Origin of the sequence: Microvirga zambiensis WSM3693 (assembly GCF_016735695.1) — a bacterium.
Taxonomy (GTDB): domain Bacteria; phylum Pseudomonadota; class Alphaproteobacteria; order Rhizobiales; family Beijerinckiaceae; genus Microvirga; species Microvirga zambiensis.
Map to the genome: position 1 here is coordinate 13,676 of NZ_JAERQD010000029.1, position 19,001 is coordinate 32,676.

Consider the following 19,001-nt stretch of genomic DNA (forward strand, 5'->3'; position numbering starts at 1 on the left):
GACAGGCCACCTAGAAAAGCGGCGCTCCGAGTACTGCTGCCGTCGATGTCCGAACCTTGAAAAGCGCATTGCCGTCCGTGACCCCGACGTGATGGCGCCGAACATTGTAGCAGCTCGTCTTTCCGGCAATATTCTTACCGCCATGGAACGAGAACGCGATCCGGTACCCCGCCCTGCGAAGCGCCTCCTGCGTATGTTCGTTGAAGCTGTCCGGCGCGCCGACGGGATAGGCTAGAGACTGAATCTCGATGCCGAGATCCTGTTCGAGCATCTGCTTCGAAAGACTCACCTCCTCCAATTGAAGCTCGGGGCTCAAATGGCTCAGCAAGGGATGAGAGTGAGTATGGGAGCCGACTGCCATTCCATTGTCGGACATCTCCTTCAGCTCTGCTTTATTCATGAAAATACGCTCGCAGGGGCGCTCATCACCGGTCCCGGTGGACCGAGCGATCTCTCGGAGAAACTTATCCTTATCGAGATTGTGCTTCGTCTTGTAGATGCACAGGAGACGGTTCAATGCCTGCAGCTTGCCGTCATCGAGATCGAGGGTCAGCGGCTCAGGATAATTCAAGACTACCTTTGAGTTTCGCGACGTCTTTATCATAAAGGCAATCTGGTCCCACCAGGGCAGCTGCGAACTGCCGAGGTAGGAAGTGCAGATGAAGAACGTCCCCTCGACTCTGTGCTTGTGCAGGATAGGAAATGCATAATCGTAATTGTCTTTGTACCCATCGTCGAAGGTGAGCAGGATCCCCGCCTTGCGAAGGGTTGTTTTTCCCTCAACAAAAGCAATGGCTTCATCCAGCGTGCTGATATGATAGCGCTGCTTGATCCACCTGACCTGTTCCTCGAGGTCGCTCGGAGTCGCGGAGTACAGATTGGGATCTCCGACGGTGTCGCTCGGAGAGCCGATACGATGATAGTTGAGGACAACCAGGCAGTTCTGTTGCGGAAGCCGCTCTAGAATTCTCAATCCGCCCGTTGCCGCTATGAGCGAGGCAAGCCGTTGCCGCTTCGACTTTCTAGACGAGGGCACTGCGCCAGATTGCCTGAGATGAAGGTTCATCCGATCTATAGCCGCCGTCAACTGAGCAACTCCTCCGACTAGGAAATCATCGCTCGCCTGCCCACCCGATCGGAAAGCTTCGGCGAGTTTTTTCGATCTGTGTTCTAAAAGCATTCTAAACCATGGGCCAGGGACATAAAATAAGCAGTCAAGCTTCTTAAAAGTTACCTCATCCGCGCCGCTGGATGGACTGATGTTTCCCTTGGATCCCGGTCTCACTGCAGCGAAGGGGCGCTTGGCCGAATGATGCTTACTCGCGATCAAGCCCGGAGCTTACTCGGCTCCGGGCTTGGAGAGCTGCAAGCTGGGCTTTTCGTCAGCAGGATCCGTCCATCTTGATCACGCAGACCACCGTTTTCAGGAGAATCATGATGTCGCGCCTGAAGGTCCAGTTCTTAACGTAGTCCTCGTCGAGCTTCACACGCTGCGAGTACGAGACTTTGTTTCGCCCGCTGATTTGCCAGAGACCGGTTATTCCGGGCCGGGTCTGATAATAGAGATGCATTGCCTTGTTGTAGTGCGGGACTTCCGCAGATGTTATGGGCCGCGGACCGACCAGGCTCATGTGGCCCAACAGGACATTGAACAGTTGGGGAAGCTCATCGAGACTGGTCTTGCGCAGTATCGCTCCGAGCGGCGTGATACGAGGATCGTTCTGCAGCTTGTGGTTCTGCAGCCATTCCTCCCGGGCCTCCGGGTCGTTTTCGAGGTGGCGTGCCAGCACATCGGCCGCATCGACGACCATTGTTCGAAATTTCAGACACGGAAACACGGTGCCTGAAGGGCCCAGACGCATGTGCTTGATCACCGCGGGCCCGCCGTCGGTTATCAGGATCAGGAGATAGACCGCTATCATGAGCGGCGACAGGAGGAGGATGGCGAGAGCACTTACGATAAAGTCGAAGATTCGCTTGGAATCTCCGCCAGTCAGCTTCAAACGAAGAATTTGGGTTGCTTCATGCATCGATTACATCCAGTACAAATGCAAGAGTACTTTGGTCGATGGGAGAGAGTGCCGGGCAACCGGCGCTTAAGCACTTTGGTTCGCTGATGCCGGAATCTAGTTGCTTCGTACGGGGCTGAACAAGCAATCAACGGCATTACAACTTAAGGGGTCGGAGCCGTTCTGAACGCGATGGCGATCGGGCAAGATCCTCATGAAGTAGCCCTGAATAGATCGGGCGGACTCTCTCACCTCCGGCAGATCACGCGACATGACAGCATATTGGGGTTTCGTGGCGGTAGCTGTTCTGATCGGACCGGCGGTAGGATCGCTCGTGCGTCATGCCTCTCTCACCCATTTCTCCGGATGGGGACGAGCGAAGACCGACAGAGCGGTCTTGAGCGCCGGGTAGCGCGCGTTGTCGATTCTGTTCCGGCATGTGCGGTACTTACGAAAAGGTGGCTCCCAGAGAGGGCCTCGAACCCCCACGCCTTGCGGCGGCGCGTCAACAGCACGCTGCGTCTTCCAATTTCGCCATCTGGGATCGTACGCGGTGTTTTCTGGCCGGCAACTGACTGCAACGGTATAGTTCACTATGTTGTGTGCTTACAGCCGATCGCCTCGTTAAGAATCTATTATCGGGCCGTTCCCAATAGCAAGATTGTGATCTTAGCTATTATGAATTACTCCAAATCATGAATGTTTCTGCCCGCGATCTGCCGCGAGGATTTCCGGTTGAAGACTGCTCTTTTGCGCTGTGGCACCGGTGAAGCCGCACGTGAAAATGGATGTATTACCCTATTTGAGCTCGCTGGCTCTGTTCGCGCGCCATCGTTGCGGATCGATCTGACCGATGAACAGTCCAAAAGAGCCATGCCCGTTTGCAGGAGGATCGGTTAGATCGTTCACATGACTCCTAAAGTCTTCTTTCGTTGCGTCGCATGGCTTCTCATCGGCGCCATCGCGGTCTTCACCCTTTCGCCCATCGAGCTGCGGCCCATGACCGGGGCGCCGGCCAACCTGGAGCGGGTTGCCGCCTTCGTCGCCATTGGAGCCGCGTTCTGCCTCGGTTATCCAAGACATCGGCTCTCCATCCTCGTCCTGCTGATAGCGGCCGTCGGCCTCCTCGAGATCGCCCAGAATCACGTTCCGGGTCGCCATGGTCGCCTTCCGGACGGCTTGGTGAAGGTATCGGGGGTTCTTCTCGGAGCGGCCTTCGCCACGTTTGCGACCCGCTGGAAACAATTGCCCTAAAGACGCCCAGCGAAGGCGTCTCCTGTCGCCAGACGACAGGCCTTCCTGCTGGCTTAATCCGACATTTTTGAAGAGTCGATGGCGATGCGGAACAGATTTCTCCCGCCGGGGCTGGAATAGGACAAGCGCGGCAGATCCCGTCCCAGAACGAGTGCCTTCCCGATGGTCCTGAAGCCGATCCGCTTAAGCGCCTTCAGCGACGGTTGATTGTGTATCTCGATATAGCTGACGAGTCCTCTACAGCTTCCCTCGCCTGTCAGAGCCCGGAAAGCTTGAGCGACTCCGGTGCCGCAGAGCCGCCGGCCTCGGAAGGCCATCGCCGTAAAGGTCTTGTACATATAGATATAGTCCCGCTGGACATGTGCCGTCAGCTGCTCGGAGACAGGTGTCGGGCGCGTCGCATACCAGGCATAGGCGCCTAATATTCCATTCTCGACAAAACCGTAGCATCGGTCCCCTCGATCGAAAGCTGCGGAAAGGAAGCCGGCATCCAGCTCAAGCGACGGATCCTGCTCTGCTAAGAGCCCAAGTTCGTCGAAGCCCAGGAACTTCCAACGCTCATCGAGGTCTGTCACCAAGCTCCAGTCCATATCGCCGCGCTCCAGCGTGACGATCTGGAGAAGGAGCATTGTGACAATGCTGTTGGCATAGCGGTAGACAACATAAAGAACGGCATAGGCAATGCCATGATACACGAGATAGCGACGTAGCCCGCCATACGCCCTCCTCAGCCACAAACGCATGTCGCTTCCTAACTGCTACCGAACCACGCCGTTGATCCGGAACCCGCGAAAAGCTCAGATCCAGCAATCCTGCGCCGCGGCGAATGGGGAGAAAATCCTGGACACAGCCTGCCGCAGCATCAAGCCCTTAAGCCTAGCCATCGGTTGCGATCACGTCAGATGATCTTCAGCGGTAACACCAGGCTGACGGCCGGTCGCCCGAGACCCGCAGCTGAAATGGAATGATTGACGGGCGTCTGCGGCGGACTTGGCCTTGTTGGAGTTGTTAGGGCTTTGAATACCGCACAGGCGCGAAAATCGTCTGGCTGTTTGGGACAGGTTAAGCGGACGGGCGTCTCCTAGGAACGGAGATTGTCATATCTCAACGCCGGGATCCGTGACCCGTGCGCACGGATCGACAGGAAAATCTACCTGCAAGCATTTCTGCGTATTCCGACTGGACAGTCGAATAGGGATTACCTCATAGTAGTGGGGCGACTGCACAGAGGATTGGGATGGTCTTGTTACTGGCTTCTGCCCTCCTGGGCGGATCTATCACTTTCGTAACGCTTTTGTCCTACGGGATACTTCCTGCGCTTGCGGGGGCTCCTTTCGGCGGAAGTTTTCTGGCCCTTTTGGCCGGCCTTCTCCTCGCCTCTCTGAGAACCGCGGCGGAACGCTCCGCTTAGCGCAAGTTCACGATGTCTGAAGCGTCTTGCAATGCTCATTGGTTCGCAGCGTGCGACGCGGGCAATGACTGGTGGGCCCAGCCCGCTCGAACGCCTGTCAAGCAACGGTTTATCGCCTGATCCAGGTCTCTGGAAAATCGGCTTCTCATGATAATACCGCGAAGCGGGCGACGCCAATGACGGAGCACACGTCTGACGACGACGCGTGGCTTCCGTTCCTCAATGGAAACTATTGAATCGCCTTAATCCGACACGCCGGAGGCTCACCGATCAGCAACGGCTTTTTGCGCTCTTCAAAGAGTGGAGCGTCGGATTGAATCCCAAAGTAGGTCCACTTTTGGATGCGATGTTCTAGGTCTTCATACCCACAATGACATCCCCGTTTAGACTATTCGGCAGGGAACAAATTGGCTGCCCGATAGTAAAGCGCAATGGCCAACGAAATGCTGCGACTGGCCGATGGAGTTAGCGAAGGGGACTAAGTATTAGGTCCACCTCTATGTTGAGGTAGAGCTTATATCCTATTAAGAGCTATTTTTTCTCACTCGCTATTATCAATATACTTTCTCATGCTGTGTATCTGCAGGGCAGGCTGAAGCTTTTACCCTGGAGAATGCTGCTGACTTTTAGTTGTTTGCCGAAATGGGGCGCTCGGCACTTCTCAGCGCTCAGCTCTGAACGAGGCTAGCACCATGCAGTATCTTAGTTGGAGTGGTACATTCAATCTCAACCCTTGGGGAGATCTTGGCAGCCCGGGCGACCCGCCAAGAAGCGGCCCTCCCGGAGGCGAAGTAGCAGGCATCTCAAATAATCTCGTTTGGGGCGGAGCCAGTGATCTTTATACGATCTATGGCACAGCGGATATCGACGTCATTTTTCTTGATGTAAAAGGTTATGACACTCCGCGGCTGGTCAACGTCACACAATTCTTCGGCGGAACCGGCAATGATTTGATCGACATGACTTCCGACCGCTTCACGTACGGAGCGGTAACGATCAATGGTGGAACCGGAAACGACTGGCTTTTCGGAAATGCAGGACGCGATCGCCTGTATGGGTCGTCCGGAGCCGACTATCTGAAGGGTTACGGCGGCAACGACTACCTGAGCGGCGGAGACAACAACGACCGTCTCTTTGGCGGTCGCGGAAACGATAAGCTGAGTGGTGGATCGGGACACGATTATCTGTACGGAGAGTACGGACAAGACATTCTGACCGGTGGAAAGGGCAACGACCGGTTCGTTTTTGATGTTTCACCCATCAAAGCGAATTTGGACACGATTACCGATTTCTCCGTGCGGGACGACACCATCCAACTTGCCCGATCCGTCTTCACCAAGGTGGGCCCGAAAGGCGCCCTGAAGGCAGGCGCCTTTTGGATCGGGTCTGAGGCGCACGACGCAAGCGACCGGGTCATCTACAACGAAAACACCGGCTATCTCTATTATGACCCCGACGGCACAGGCGGAGCCCATCAGCAGGCCATCGCGAAGCTGTCGAAGGGCCTCGACATGACGCACAAGGACCTCTTCATCATCTAACCGGAAGTCGTCAGGTGCAGGAAGAGAGCTCCTCCATATCCAGGGCTGACAAGTCAGCCAAGGTCGAGGTGATCGGCGAGCTGCCACGGCTTGAAGCACTCGAAGAGCAGTGGCATGCGCTGGCCCGCGATATTCCATGGCCTATGGCGCAGTTTGAATGGATTATCACGGCGGCTCAAACCTATCGCGACGATAGATTCTGCGTTGTAATCGTACAAGAGGCAGGCGTCCTTCAGGCCGTCGCGCCTCTTGTACTCCGGCGCTACGGCTTCACACATCGATTGGAAAGCCTCGACTACATGCTGGCCGAGCCGCAGCGGCTGATTGCCCGTGACGAGCGCCATCTGCAGCTTTTGTTCAAGGCCCTGAAAGCACTGCGCTACCCTTTCATCCTTCAAGGCGTTATCGCGGAGTGTCAGGACGACCAGTGTTTCAGAACGTTTTCCGGCGCCGGTTTGAGAATGGTGGCGGCGAGCGGCAGCAAGGATTCATTCGTGCCGTTCGACGATCCAAGGGGCGATCTTGAAGGGCGCATGTCGTCAAGTCGGCGCTGCACGCTGAGGCGCAAACGCAAGGCAGCCGAAAAGCATGGCCCCGTTCGGTTCAACATCCTGAGGCCATCGACCGACGAGCTTCCTGAGCTTCTCGACGAGCTCTTTCGGGTCGAGTCTTCCGGATGGAAAGGAAGGGCCGCAACGGGCCTGCGCTACGACGCACAACGCGCTTCGTTTTTTCGCATGTACTGCGACCGGATGGCTCGCGAGGGCACGCTACGCCTGGGCTTCATGACGATCGGTGAAGCAACGGCGGCCGTCCGCATCGATGTCGTGTGGGGCGGAAAATCATGGGAGCTCAAGATCGGTTACGATGAGCGCTTCGCCAACTGCTCGCCCGGGTTGCTGTTGAGTCACGAGGCTCTCAAGCATGGCCAGGCGGAGGGCCTCCTCGGACATCATTTTCTCGGTGAGGCCGAGGCTTGGCACGAAACCTGGGCTGCCAAGTCGATGAACCGAGTGACGCTCCGATATTATCCGACATCGCTGCCAGGGATGCTCACGCTCCTTCACGACGCAAGCTCTCATTTCGCGCGAATTATCGAGAGTCGTTCGAATGCCTTTTCATTTCGCGGTCGAGGCATACTCAGCAAAGCGGCAGCCCCTCCTCTGAAGGGAGCAGAAGGCCCCGTTCTATGACTATGAGGAGAGAAGCATTTCGGAGGTCCGCTCGACGCCATTGCCCGAGCGGCGATTACAACCTCTACGCACTCTCTACCACCAAGTTTCACTAATCCGGAGCCCGTCGGCGAGGGTAAGCTATCGCTCCGAACTGCGTGACAGCTCCAACAAGGGCTTTGCGCAAAGTAATGGTAATGCATTGATTTTTCATATTAATCGGAAAGCTGCGGACAAACGGCTCTTGGTATGTCCATGATGCAAACGTCCTTGCTCACAGATGCGGCAGCGGAAAACGGGCAGATTTCCAAAGCACAAGAACTGGTATGGGATGGAGCTGATTGGTGTCGATAGAAACTCCGCTGAGATGGCTCCGAACCAATTCCTTGATACGAAAATCATATGCGACGCCGTTGAAGAAACATCACTTCCGCAGAATTCGCATGGCAGGACCATCGCGAGAAAATTGCGGTGAAAATGAATGCAGGGGACAAAACGGCGTCATGCGGATCGCACTTTTTATAAACAGCCTGGACGGAGGTGGAGGCGAGCGGGCCCATGTGATGCTCGCGAACGCGTTGGTGGCGAGAGGCCATGACGTCGAACTCATCGTCGTCCGTCGCACTGGGCCTTGCGAGGCCCTCGTCTCCCCTGCCGTTCGCATTACGGAATTGGGAACCGGCCGCGCCGCCTTGAGTCTGCCGAAGCTCATTCGCGCGCTGCGCGCCTCTCGTCCCGACATCCTGGTATCGGCGATGGCCGCAGCCAACGTTCTGGCTGCACTCGCCGGCAAGGTCCTTCGACAGCTGCCCATGATCGCAATCGAGCATGGCGACATGAACGCCGTCTATCACGTCGAGAAAAAGCAATTCGCCGCGCGAATGGCATACATGATCACGCCATGGGTCTATAGCCGCTTCGCTCGCATATTCTGCGTCGATCAGAGCAGCTTGCTCTCCGTAGCCGCATTCACGCGGCGGCAGGATCTTCCGTTGTCGGTGATGCCCAATGCCGTGATCGGAGACGATATCGACCTCTTGACCGCCCAGGATCCCAACCATCCATGGATGGCGGACGACATACCGGTGTTTCTCAACATCGGACGAATGGTCAGCCAGAAGAACCACTCCCTGCTTCTTCAAGCCTTCGCTCGCGTCATCGCCCAACGGCCTGCTCGCTTGATCATCCTCGGCGACGGCCCGCTCAGGCCGGAGCTGGAGCAGGAAGCCCGTGAGCTGGGGCTGCAGGATCACATGGATATGCCGGGGTTCCGCAACCCCTTCCCTTTTCTGGCTTCCGCCTCTGCCCTCGTGCTGAGTTCCCGATGGGAGGCGCTGCCCACGGTCATCATCGAGGCCTTCTACGTCGGCTGCCCGGTCGTCGTCACGAAAGCCTCGATGGGTACCCTCGAACTGGTCGGCTTCGGGCGCTACGGACGGATTGCCGAGCAGGATTCTCCCGAAGCCCTGGCGCAGGAAATGCTCGCGGCGCTCGACGCGAAGGTGGATAAGGCCTCGTTGAAGTCGGAAGGTGCCAGGTACAGCGGCAGCGCTGTGGCGAGCATCTACGAGCGGGAATTCGCGGCCGTCATCCGCGAGGCTGCAGGGGGCGACGGACGCTGGGTGCCGACGTCTCAGGCTTGATCGCGGGCTCATCAGGGAAGCCAGGCCCTACCATTCCAGCCGACGTGGCACGGCCGCGCTTTGTGTCTCCTGCGATCAAGCAGCGCCGGAGATATGGATCCGCGTCAAGACCGGATGTTGTAAAGACCGACCCGGTGTAGTAAAGGCACGCCCGCGTCCTAAGTCGCGTGCCCCTGTCGTGTTGGGGCGCCGCTGGGCGCTGGATCGATCCAGGCGACAAAAGTCCCTGCCCTCGGTCGACGGGTTTTCCGGCCAGAATTCGCGATAGACGCGGCCTTAGGCGGGCACCTCCGGATTGTCAGTTTCGATGGAAGATTGGATTTTTTGCGGATGAATGCTCCCGCGCCGAAAGTCTCGTTCGTTTCCCTGGGCTGCCCCAAGGCCCTGGTCGATTCCGAGCGCATCATCACCCAGCTTCGCGCCCAAGGTTACCAGCTGACCAAGGAGCATGACGGGGCGGACGTGGTGATCGTCAACACCTGCGGCTTCCTGGACAGCGCCAAGGCCGAGTCACTCGAGGCCATCGGCGATGCCATGGCCGAGAACGGCAAGGTCATCGTCACCGGCTGCATGGGCGCCGAGCCGGAGCAGATCCGCGAGCATTTCCCTAACGTGCTCGCCATCACCGGCCCGCAGGCCTACGAGTCTGTGGTCTCCGCCGTCCACGAGGCGGCCCCGCCCGCCCATGACCCGTTCATCGATCTCGTGCCGCCCCAGGGCGTGAAGCTGACGCCGCGGCATTATGCCTATCTGAAGATCTCCGAGGGCTGCAACAACCGCTGCTCCTTCTGCATCATCCCGAAGCTGCGCGGCGATCTCGTCAGCCGTCCCATCGGCGACGTGCTGCGCGAGGCCGAAAAGCTCGCCCGGGCCGGCGTCAAGGAGCTCCTGGTGATCTCGCAGGACACCAGCGCCTACGGCCTCGACATCAAGTACCAGCCGAGCCTGTGGAAGGACAGGGAGGTCCGCACCCGCTTCTTCGAGCTCGCCAAGGAGCTCGGCGAACTCGGCATGTGGGTGCGCATGCACTACGTCTACCCCTACCCGCATGTGGACGAGGTCATCCCGCTGATGGCGGAGGGCAAGATCCTCCCCTATCTCGACATCCCGTTCCAGCACGCCTCGCCGCGCGTCCTGAAGTCCATGCGCCGCCCCGGCAACCAGGAGAAGACCCTGGAGCGCATCCGCAAGTGGCGCGAGATCTGCCCGGACCTCGCCATCCGCTCGACCTTCATCGTCGGCTTCCCCGGCGAGACGGAGGAGGATGTGGACTTCCTGATGCAATGGCTGAAGGACGCCAAGATCGACCGCGCCGGCTGCTTCCAGTACGAGCCGGTCCAGGGCGCGCCCGCCAACGACATCGACGGCGCGGTTCCGCCGGAGGTGAAGGAGGAGCGCTGGCACCGCTTCATGCAGACCCAGCAGAAGGTCAGCGCGAAGATCCTCAAGTCGAAAGTCGGCAGGACGCTTCCCGTCATCATCGACGAGCAGGGCGCGACGGTGGCCACCGGCCGCACCAAGTACGACGCCCCCGAGATCGACGGCGCCGTCTACGTGGCCTCGAAGACGCCGCTCAAGCCGGGCGAGATCGTCAACGTGAAGATCGAGAGTTCGGACGAGTACGACCTGCATGGGTCGGTGGTTTAAGAATTCTTAGGCCCCTCGACGCCGTCATCCCCGGGCTCGTCCCGGGGACCCACGTCTTTGCAGCGTTGCGGTCCGAAAACGTGGGTGGCCGCAACAAGTGCGGCCATGACGGCGAGGGGATGTCTCAAAACCTGCTCAAGCGCCCACGACCCGGTCGCTCGTGATCATGCGAACGCCCGCCGCCGCCATCTCCTGCCTCGCCTTTTCAAGCGACCCGTTCGTGTCGATGGCCCGGGAGGCATCCTCGATCACATGGGTCTCGAAGCCGGCTTCGGCCGCGTCGAGCGCGGTCCAGGCGACGCAGAAATCCAAGGCGAGCCCCACACAGAAGACCCGTTTGAAGCCGCGCTCCTTCAGGTAGCCTGCGAGACCGGTCGAGGTTTCGCGGTCCGCCTCCTTGAAGCCTGAATAGCTGTCGATTCCGGCATTGTACCCTTTGCGGATGACGAGCTGGGCATGCGGGATCTTCAGATCACGCGAGATCTCCGCCCCCTCCGTTCCCTGAACGCAATGGTTAGGCCACAGCACCTGGGAACCATAATGCAGTTCCGTCATCTCGAAGGGCTGCTTGGCGGGATGCGTGGATGCGAAGGAGGCATGTCCCTCGGGATGCCAGTCCTGCGTCAGCACGACATGGCGGAAGGCTTGAGCGAGACGGTTGATCGGCGCGATCACGGCATCACCGTCCGGCACCGCCAGCGCGCCGCCGGGCAGGAAGTCGTACTGAACGTCCACGACGATCAGGATGTCGCCTTCGCCCGGCATGATCGGTGCCTGTTCGGCCATGGCCATCCCTTGACGAGAAAAAGGCAGCCGATCGCTCGGCTGCCCCTGAATATGCCGACGATGTCACTGCCGCTTATTGCGGGATCTTGTCGTCGATGCCCTTCACGTAGAAGTTCATGCCGAGCACCTGCTCGTCCGAGAGGGCGCCCTTGCCCTTGCACTCGATCTCCTTGCCGTCCTGGCCGATGACCGGGCACTTGAAGGGATTGAGCGTGCCAGCCTTGATGGCGGCTTCGGTGTCCTGGGCCATCTTCTTCACGTCGTCGGGCATGTTCTTGTAGGGCGTCATCACGACCATGTGGGCGTCGATGCCGCCCCAGGTGTCTTCCGACTTCCAGGTGCCGTCGAGAACCGCCTTGGCGCGGGCGACGTAATAGTCGGACCAGTTGTCGGTGATGGCGGTCAGCTGCGCCTTCGGGGCGAAGCGCTCCATGTCGGAGGCCTGGCCGAAGCCGAAGCGGCCGCGGGCCTCGGCGGCCTGAATCGGAGCCGGGCTGTCGGTGTGCTGGGCCAGAATGTCGACGCCCTGGTCGAGCAGCGCCTTGGCGGCATCGCCTTCCTTCGCGGGGTCATACCAGGAATTGGCCCATACGACCTTGATCTTGACGTTCGGGTTCACCGACTGCGCGCCGAGGAAATAAGCGTTGATGCCGGAGATCACTTCCGGGATCGGGAAGGCGCCCACATAGCCGATGACATTGGACTTCGTCATCTTGCCGGCGATCACGCCGGTGATGTAGCGGCCCTCGTGGAACTTCGCCGCATAGGTCGAGAGGTTCGGCGCGCGCTTGAAGCCGGTGGCGTGCTCGAACTTGATGTTCGGATACTTCTTGGCGACCTTCACGGTCGGCTCCATGAAGCCGAAGGAGGTCGTGAAGATCAGGTCGTGGCCTGTGCGGGCGAGCTGCTCGATGGCGCGCTCGGAATCGGCCTCCGGCACGCTCTCAACGAAGGTGGTCGTCACCTTGCCCGGAAAGGCCTTCTCGATGGCCTGGCGGCCCTGATCGTGCTGATAGCTCCAGCCGAAGTCGCCGACGGGACCGACATAGATGAAGCCGACCTTGATCTTGTCCTTCGCCTGCGCGAATGCGCCGGTCGCGGACAGAGCCAGAACCGCCGCTCCCGCCACGGCTCCGAAGACTTTCCCTGAAAACATGCTCGTTCCCTCGAGGTTTGATTTCAAACATTCCGTCGCAGGTCTTAAGGCTTCTGGCAAGAATTCCTCTGCCTACACTTTGGTCAGATTAACACCAGTTTGCTCATCGGTCAGGCACGAACGGAACCCCGAGGGAACCGGGTGCTCCGATGGCCCTGCCATGGCGCAGGGAGAGGAGCAGCAGGGCAAGGATCGTCGCAAGATACGGCACCGCCGACAGGACCTGGGGCGGCACGCCGAACTGGGCGGCCTGGGCATGGAGCTGCAGCACCGTCGCGGCGCCGAAAATGTAGGCTCCGACCAGAAGCCAGCCCGGTCGCCAGGCCGCGAAGACCACGAGGGCGAGGGCGATCCAGCCGCGTCCCGCCGTCATGCCGGGCGACCAGAAGCGGGTATAGACGAGCGCGAGATAGGCCCCCGCCAGGCCGGCGCAGGCGCCGCCGAACAGGATCGCCCAGAACCGCACGCGCCAGACCGGCAGGCCGAGCGCATTGGCCGAGGTGTGGTTCTCGCCGATGGAGCGCAGGGTCAGTCCGGAGCGGGTCCGGGTGAGATAGATCGCCACCAGGATCGTCAGCGCGATGGAGGCATAGACGAAGAGATCCTGCTCAAAAAACAGGCGGCCGATGACGGGGATATCGCTCAAGCCCGGAATGTCGATATGGGCCACCGGATCTCGCCGTGCGCCGACGAAGGGAGCGCCGATCAGGCCCGAGAGACCAAGGCCGAAAATGGTCAGGGCAAGCCCGGATCCGACCTGGTTCGCGGCAAAGCCCAGCACCACCAGGGCGAACAGGGACGCCATCAGCGCACCCGCCAGGATTCCAGCGCCGACGCCGAGAAGCGTCGAGTCGAACGTCACGGCGGCGGCAAAGCTGCAGGCGGCGCCCATCGCCATCATGCCCTCGACGCCGAGATTGAGCACACCCGAGCGCTCCGCCACGAGTTCGCCCAGGGCCGCGATCAGCAGCGGGGTGGAGGCGGTGACGATGGTGAGAAGAATGGCCTCGAAAGTGGTCATTTGCCCCCTCCCCGTGTCACGAAGCGAATCCGGTAGCTGACGAGCGCATCGCCTGCCAGAACGCAGAGCAGCAGGATGCCCTGGAAGGCCTGGGTGAGATCGAGCGGCAGCTTCAAGAGGATCTGCGCGCTCTCGCCGCCGATGAAAGTCAGCGCCACCACCAAAGCGGCGATCAGGATGCCGATGGGGTTGAGGCGGCCGAGGAAGGCGACCGTGATCGCCGTGAAGCCATAGCCGGGAGAGATCGACGGCTGCAGCTGTCCGATCTGGCCCGAAACCTCGGTGATGCCGGCAAGTCCCGCCAAACCGCCTGAGATCGCGAAAACCGCCATCGTGGTCGACTTGGAGCTGAAGCCGGCAAAGCGCGCCGCCCGCGGCGCGTCGCCGGTGAGCTTCAGGCGATAGCCGAACAGGGTGCGCCCCAGGATCACCGCCGTCGCCAGAACGGCGATGAGCGCGAACAGGGCGCCGAAGTGAACGCGGCCGCCCTCGAAGATCGGATGCAGCGTCGCGGAGGGGTCGAAGGTCACCGATTGCGGGAAGTTGAAGCCCTTCGGATCGCGCCAGGGGCCGCGCACCAGATAATCGAGCACGAGCTGCGCCACATAGACCAGCATCAGGCTCGTGAGGATCTCGTTGACGCCGAAGCGCGTCTTGAGAAAGGCCGGGATCAATCCCCAGAGCGCGCCGCCGATGATGCCGAGCAGCAGCATCAGCGGCAGCACCCACAGACCGGCTTCGGTGCCATGGGTCTTCAGCGCAAGCCAGCTGCCGAGCACCGCGCCGATGACGTATTGCCCCTCGGCGCCGATGTTCCAGAGATTGGCGCGAAAGCAATAGGACAGACCGATGGCGATGAGCGCCAGCGGCGTCGCCTTTACGACGAGTTCCTGCAGCGACCACGGATCGCTGAGCGGCTGAAGCACATAGACGTCGAAGGCGGCGGCAGGCGAGCGCCCCATGAGCCAGATGACGAGGCCTGCGATGAGAAAGGCCGTGATGAAGGCCGCGACCGGCGCGAGCGCGCGCATCACGGGCGATACGTTCGGGCGAGGCGTCAGCTCAAACCGCATGAACGCCTCCGGAGGCTTGCGCGACGCCTAGCATTTCAAGGCCCACGGCCTCCTTGGTCCATTCCCCGATGGGCTTGAGCGGGCTCAATGTTCCCTGGTGGATCACGGCCATCCGGTCGGCCACCTCGAACAATTCGTCGAGATCCTGGCTCACCACCACGACGGCGCTGCCCTGTCGGGCGAGATCGACGAGAGCCTGGCGGATGAGGCGCGCTGCGCCGGCATCGACGCCCCAGGTCGGCTGGTCGACGACGATCAGCTTCGGCTTGCGGATGATCTCGCGGCCGATCACGAATTTCTGCAGGTTGCCGCCGGAGAGTTTTCGCGCCTGCGGATCGCCTTCCGGTGTGCGCACGTCGAAACTCTGGACGATCGTGCGGGCGAGCCGCCTCGCGGCATTGACCAGGATGAAGCCGGAGCGGCTGACTTCCGCCGCAGCATGCGAGATCAGGGTGTTCTCGCTCAGTCGATGGGTCGGCGCCGCCGCATGGCCGAGGCGCTCCTCGGGAACGAAGGCCGCGCCCAGCCGGCGCCTGCCGTCGATCCCCGTCGTACCGACCGGTCTGCCGGCGATGACCACGGCATCCGGCCCGCCCGCGAGCCGTTCGCCCGAGAGCGCCGCAAACAGCTCGGTCTGGCCATTGCCCGCGATGCCGGCAATGCCGACGACCTCGCCGGCCCGGGCTGTCAGGTCGATGTCCCGCAACGACTGGCCGTGCATTCCGGCAGGCGGCAGGTTGAGAGACGCGACCTTGAGCATCTCGCCTTCCGGGTGGTGCGGCGCATCGGTGCGGATCTCGCCGACCTCGCTGCCGACCATGAGCGCTGCGATCTCGCGGGCACTGCTGGCGCGTGGATCGATGGTCGCGACGACGCGTCCGGCGCGCAGAATCGTGGCGCGGCGGCAAAGGCGGCGCACCTCCTCCAGCTTGTGGGAGATGTAGAGAATCGAGCAACCCTCGGCCGAGAGCCGATCGAGGGTCGTGAAGAGATGCTCCGCTTCCTGCGGGGTGAGCACGGAGGTCGGCTCGTCAAGGATGAGCAGGCGCGGGTTCTGGAGCAGGCAGCGGACGATCTCGATGCGCTGCCGCTCGCCCGCCGACAGGGTCCAGACCGCCCGGTCGGCGTCGAGCGCCAGACCATAGGTGCGGCTGATCTCTCCGAGCTTGCCGCGCACGGTCGCGAGATCCCAGTCGCCGGAAAGCGCCACTGCGATGTTCTCGGCCACCGTCAGCTCGTCGAAGAGCGAGAAATGCTGAAAAACCATCCCGAGGCCGAGATTTCGTGCCTCCACCGGCGAGCCGATGGAGACCGGACGGCCCTCCCAGCGGATCTCGCCGGCGCTCGGCTCGATGACGCCGTAGAGGATCTTCACCAGCGTCGACTTGCCGGCTCCGTTCTCTCCGAGAAGCGCGTGGATTTCCCCCGGCTCGATCGAAAGATCGATCCCGTCATTGGCGAGAAGATCGCCATAGCGCTTGCTGATCCCTTTAAGCTCGACGAGGGGAGGCCCCGAGGATGATACGTCTGCCTTCACACAAGCGTCTCTGACTTAAGGGTTGCAGCTGGATAGGAATATGCACATGGATGACGGCCCGCGCCGAACTTGGCAAGTGACCTTGGCAAGTCATCTTGGCAAGTGCCGGGCGGTACGCTCTCCCCTGTGGATCGATCATAGGGAGGCGGCGCGCCGGTCGGCAATGGCGAATCCGTGCTTTACTGTGAGTGAGCAAGCCGTCCACAACCTGATGGTGAAAGCCCCGTGACCGAGAGGACCTATAACATTGCCGTGGTCGGTGCCGGAGCAGTCGGCTTAAGCGCCGCCATCGCCTTTGCCCGCGACGGGTTCGATACCGTGCTCATCGGCGGGCTCGATACGCGCCGCGATGGCCGCACCGTCGCGCTGCTGAACGGCTCGGTGCGCTTCCTGGAAGCGCTCGGGGTCTGGCCGGCGCTGGCCGGCAACGCCGCGCCCCTCGAGACGATGCGCATCGTCGACGATACCGGCAGCCTGTTCCGCCCGCCGCCGGCCTCCTTCCGGGCGGGGGAGATCGGCCTCGACGCCTTCGGGTGGAACATCGAGAACGTGGCTCTCGTCGAGACGATGGCCGAAGCGGCGCGCGCCGTCGCCAACCTGACCCTCGTTCCGGCCTTCGCGACCGGGTTCGACACCGATGAGGCCGGCGCCCGTCTCACGCTCGCCGACGGCACGACGATCCGCGCCAGCCTCGTGGTCGCGGGCGACGGCCGCAATTCGAAGCTGCGCCAGATCGCCGGGATCGAAACCCAGACATGGTCCTATCCGCAATCCGCGGTCACCGTCATTCTGGCGCACGACAGGGAGCATCGGGACACCTCGACCGAGTTCCACACCCGCCATGGACCCTTCACCCTCGTTCCCCTGCCCGGTCGCCGCTCGAGCCTCGTCTGGGTGACGAGCAAGAGCGAGGCGGAACGGCTTTCGCAGCTCGACGATTCCGCCCTGGCGCTCGCCATCGAACGGCAGGCGCAGTCGCATCTGGGCGCCATGCGCATCGACGGCCCGCGCGGGCTCGTGCCGATGAGCGGCCTCTCGGTCAATCGCTACCGGGCGCAGAACCTCGCCCTCGTCGGCGAGGCCGCGCACGTCTTCCCGCCGATAGGCGCACAGGGCCTCAATCTCGGCTTCCGCGATGTGGCGTCTCTCAGGGACGCGGTGGTGGATGGGCGTGACGCGGGGCAGGATCCGGGATCGAACGAGACGCTGGACCGCTATCAGCGCAGCCGCGACCTCGACGTCCGCCTGCGCACGGCCGCTGTGGACGGGCTCAACCGAACGCTTCTGACCTGCATGCTCCCCACGGACTTCCTGCGCGGCGCAGGCCTTCTCGCGCTCAGCAATATCGGTCCCTTACGCCGGATCGTCATGCGCGAGGGCGTGCTCCCGCGCTTCGGCGTGCCCCGGCTGATGCGGGGAGAGGGTTCCGCATAAGCCCTCGTGTCATTCCCGGCCGGAGCGCAGCGGAGGGGAAGGGAATCCAATGGCGCTGTGCTTGATCGTGGATCCCCTTCCCGCGCTTCGCTCGCCGGGGATGACACCTCCTCACGTCATGGCCGGGCTCGTCCCGGCCATCTCGATACGGAGAAGCGCCGCACCTCGTTCAATTGGGATCACCGGCACTGATCCCCGGATCAAGTCCGGGGAGGTGATGACATGAGAGGCTTACGGAAACAGGTCGTAGGGCAACGCGCCGGTCTTGGTGGTGAGGTAGAGAATCCCCGTCAGCGTGAACATCGACACCAGCGTGCCGATGAGGATGCAGGCGGAGGCGCGCTCCACGCCCACATTGTACTGCGTCGAGATCACGAAGATGTTCAGGGCCGGCGGCAGGGCCGCCATGATCATCGCCGCATAGGTCCAGGCCGGCCCGAAATCGCCCACGGCCGAGAGCACCACCCACACCAGAAGCGGGTGCAGGATCAGCTTGATGAAGACCAGGATCGGCACTTCGCCCGGCATCTGCCGCATGGGTCTGAGGGCCACCGTCACGCCGAGGATGAACAGGGCGCAGGGCGCGGCCGCTCCTGAGAGCCAGGTCACGATCTGATCGAGGGATTGCGGCAGCCGCAGATGCAGATAGCTCGCCGCGATCCCGGCGGCGGTCGCCACGTTGAAGGGATGCGTCAGGACCCGCCAGACGATCCGGCGGATCGTCGCCGGCAGGGTCAGCTTGTCGAGTCCCGCCATCGACATGAGAAGCGGCACGACCGAGAACAGGAACAGGTTGTCGAAGACGAAGATCAGAACGACCGGAGCGCTGGCAGCCGTGCCGATCGCCGCCAGGATCAGCGGCGGCCCCATATAGCCGATATTGGAATAGGACCCGGCCACGCCCTGCACCACGGACTGCGCCATGTCCCGCGTGTAGCGCCAGCCGGTGGCGAAGGAGAGCACGAAGGCGCAAGCCGTAGAAAACGTGGTCGCGGCGATGAAGGGCCAGTTGGCCAGCTCGTTAAGCGGTTTGTCGGCGATGAGCCGGTAGAACAGGCAGGGCAGCGCCACGTAGATCAGGAAGAACTGCATCCAGGCGAGCCCGGCCTCGGGCTGCTTCACCACCCTGCCGCAGAAGAAGCCGAGCCCGATCAGGCCGAAGAAAGGAACGAGCAGGTTGAACAGCCCGACCAGATCGGACATCGGCGTCTCCAAATGGAAGGAATTGGCAGGCCTGAAATGACAGCTTGTTCTGGCAAGGTTCCAACCTTGCGACAATCCCAGCTTTTGGAAGGCCAGCTTTCCTAGAACGCAGGG

General features: G+C 61.3%; 15 protein-coding genes and 1 tRNA gene. 6 read left to right on the plus strand and 10 right to left on the minus strand.

Translation table 11 applies throughout. The annotated features are described in order from the left end of the window. Positions 1-10 precede the first annotated feature (10 nt). From JKL46_RS20350 to JKL46_RS20360, 3 genes are all read right to left on the minus strand, one after another. Positions 11-1,066, minus strand: coding sequence for a polysaccharide deacetylase family protein (locus JKL46_RS20350; protein WP_201836630.1), 1,056 nt, complete (start codon positions 1,064-1,066; stop codon positions 11-13). Positions 1,067-1,382: 316 nt separating this feature from the next. After that, a complete protein-coding gene (locus JKL46_RS20355; RefSeq protein ID WP_201836631.1) occupies positions 1,383-2,030 on the minus strand; it encodes a sugar transferase in 648 nt (215 codons plus the stop codon). 438 nt (positions 2,031-2,468) lie between these two features. Beyond that, positions 2,469-2,553, minus strand: a tRNA-Asn gene (locus JKL46_RS20360). 365 nt (positions 2,554-2,918) lie between these two features. On the opposite strand from JKL46_RS20360, the gene JKL46_RS20365 reads away from it, so the two are divergent. Then, positions 2,919-3,263: a VanZ family protein gene (locus tag JKL46_RS20365; protein ID WP_201836632.1), complete on the plus strand. Its 345-nt coding sequence runs from the start codon at positions 2,919-2,921 to the stop codon at positions 3,261-3,263. 53 nt (positions 3,264-3,316) lie between these two features. Here JKL46_RS20365 and JKL46_RS20370 read toward each other — a convergent pair whose 3' ends face one another. Next, complete coding sequence (locus JKL46_RS20370; RefSeq protein WP_201836633.1) at positions 3,317-4,006, minus strand: GNAT family N-acetyltransferase; 690 nt, start codon at positions 4,004-4,006, stop codon at positions 3,317-3,319. A gap of 1,360 nt (positions 4,007-5,366) precedes the next feature. On the opposite strand from JKL46_RS20370, the gene JKL46_RS20375 reads away from it, so the two are divergent. From JKL46_RS20375 to rimO, 4 genes are all read left to right on the plus strand, one after another. Further along, on the plus strand, positions 5,367-6,215 hold the full coding sequence (locus JKL46_RS20375) for a calcium-binding protein (protein ID WP_201836634.1): 849 nt from the start codon (positions 5,367-5,369) through the stop codon (positions 6,213-6,215). Between the two features lie 14 nt (positions 6,216-6,229). Next, entirely contained in the window at positions 6,230-7,408 is a 1,179-nt protein-coding gene (locus JKL46_RS36610) for a GNAT family N-acetyltransferase (RefSeq protein WP_201836635.1), read from the plus strand. Between the two features lie 482 nt (positions 7,409-7,890). Then, positions 7,891-9,030 (plus strand): glycosyltransferase, encoded by a 1,140-nt coding sequence (locus JKL46_RS20385; RefSeq protein WP_201836636.1) that lies wholly within the window; start codon positions 7,891-7,893, stop codon positions 9,028-9,030. A gap of 330 nt (positions 9,031-9,360) precedes the next feature. Further along, a complete protein-coding gene (rimO, locus tag JKL46_RS20390; protein WP_201836637.1) occupies positions 9,361-10,677 on the plus strand; it encodes a 30S ribosomal protein S12 methylthiotransferase RimO in 1,317 nt (438 codons plus the stop codon). 135 nt (positions 10,678-10,812) lie between these two features. Here rimO and pncA read toward each other — a convergent pair whose 3' ends face one another. The 5 genes from pncA to JKL46_RS20415 all read right to left on the minus strand — a co-directional run bounded on the left by pncA (position 10,813) and on the right by JKL46_RS20415 (position 16,250). Next, positions 10,813-11,463, minus strand: coding sequence for a bifunctional nicotinamidase/pyrazinamidase (gene pncA / locus JKL46_RS20395; protein ID WP_201836647.1), 651 nt, complete (start codon positions 11,461-11,463; stop codon positions 10,813-10,815). A 73-nt stretch (positions 11,464-11,536) separates the two neighbouring features. Continuing rightward, positions 11,537-12,619 (minus strand): BMP family ABC transporter substrate-binding protein, encoded by a 1,083-nt coding sequence (locus JKL46_RS20400; protein ID WP_201836649.1) that lies wholly within the window; start codon positions 12,617-12,619, stop codon positions 11,537-11,539. A gap of 103 nt (positions 12,620-12,722) precedes the next feature. Further along, complete coding sequence (locus JKL46_RS20405) at positions 12,723-13,640, minus strand: ABC transporter permease (protein WP_201836651.1); 918 nt, start codon at positions 13,638-13,640, stop codon at positions 12,723-12,725. Beyond that, the gene (locus JKL46_RS20410; protein ID WP_201836653.1) at positions 13,637-14,713 is read right to left on the minus strand and encodes an ABC transporter permease; all 1,077 of its coding nucleotides are present in this window, start codon (positions 14,711-14,713) and stop codon (positions 13,637-13,639) included. The genes JKL46_RS20405 and JKL46_RS20410 overlap by 4 nt, the downstream gene beginning before the upstream one ends. After that, the gene (locus tag JKL46_RS20415) at positions 14,703-16,250 is read right to left on the minus strand and encodes an ATP-binding cassette domain-containing protein (RefSeq protein ID WP_201836655.1); all 1,548 of its coding nucleotides are present in this window, start codon (positions 16,248-16,250) and stop codon (positions 14,703-14,705) included. The genes JKL46_RS20410 and JKL46_RS20415 overlap by 11 nt, the downstream gene beginning before the upstream one ends. Before the next feature lie 225 nt (positions 16,251-16,475). On the opposite strand from JKL46_RS20415, the gene JKL46_RS20420 reads away from it, so the two are divergent. Continuing rightward, the gene (locus JKL46_RS20420) at positions 16,476-17,684 is read left to right on the plus strand and encodes a UbiH/UbiF family hydroxylase (protein ID WP_201836657.1); all 1,209 of its coding nucleotides are present in this window, start codon (positions 16,476-16,478) and stop codon (positions 17,682-17,684) included. A gap of 231 nt (positions 17,685-17,915) precedes the next feature. Here JKL46_RS20420 and JKL46_RS20425 read toward each other — a convergent pair whose 3' ends face one another. Next, positions 17,916-18,887 carry an AEC family transporter gene (locus JKL46_RS20425; protein WP_201836659.1) on the minus strand — a complete coding sequence of 324 codons (972 nt, stop codon included), beginning with the start codon at positions 18,885-18,887 and terminating at the stop codon, positions 17,916-17,918. Between the last annotated feature and the right edge of the window lie 114 nt (positions 18,888-19,001).

Coding starts and splice junctions, on each gene's coding strand:
- JKL46_RS20350 (WP_201836630.1), bottom strand. CDS start 1,066: ATGAACCTTCATCTCAGGCAATCTGGCGCAGTGCCCTCGTCTAGAAAG.
- JKL46_RS20355 (WP_201836631.1), bottom strand. CDS start 2,030: ATGCATGAAGCAACCCAAATTCTTCGTTTGAAGCTGACTGGCGGAGAT.
- JKL46_RS20365 (WP_201836632.1), top strand. CDS start 2,919: ATGACTCCTAAAGTCTTCTTTCGTTGCGTCGCATGGCTTCTCATCGGC.
- JKL46_RS20370 (WP_201836633.1), bottom strand. CDS start 4,006: ATGCGTTTGTGGCTGAGGAGGGCGTATGGCGGGCTACGTCGCTATCTC.
- JKL46_RS20375 (WP_201836634.1), top strand. CDS start 5,367: ATGCAGTATCTTAGTTGGAGTGGTACATTCAATCTCAACCCTTGGGGA.
- JKL46_RS20385 (WP_201836636.1), top strand. CDS start 7,891: ATGCGGATCGCACTTTTTATAAACAGCCTGGACGGAGGTGGAGGCGAG.
- rimO (WP_201836637.1), top strand. CDS start 9,361: ATGAATGCTCCCGCGCCGAAAGTCTCGTTCGTTTCCCTGGGCTGCCCC.
- pncA (WP_201836647.1), bottom strand. CDS start 11,463: ATGGCCGAACAGGCACCGATCATGCCGGGCGAAGGCGACATCCTGATC.
- JKL46_RS20400 (WP_201836649.1), bottom strand. CDS start 12,619: ATGTTTTCAGGGAAAGTCTTCGGAGCCGTGGCGGGAGCGGCGGTTCTG.
- JKL46_RS20405 (WP_201836651.1), bottom strand. CDS start 13,640: ATGACCACTTTCGAGGCCATTCTTCTCACCATCGTCACCGCCTCCACC.
- JKL46_RS20410 (WP_201836653.1), bottom strand. CDS start 14,713: ATGCGGTTTGAGCTGACGCCTCGCCCGAACGTATCGCCCGTGATGCGC.
- JKL46_RS20425 (WP_201836659.1), bottom strand. CDS start 18,887: ATGTCCGATCTGGTCGGGCTGTTCAACCTGCTCGTTCCTTTCTTCGGC.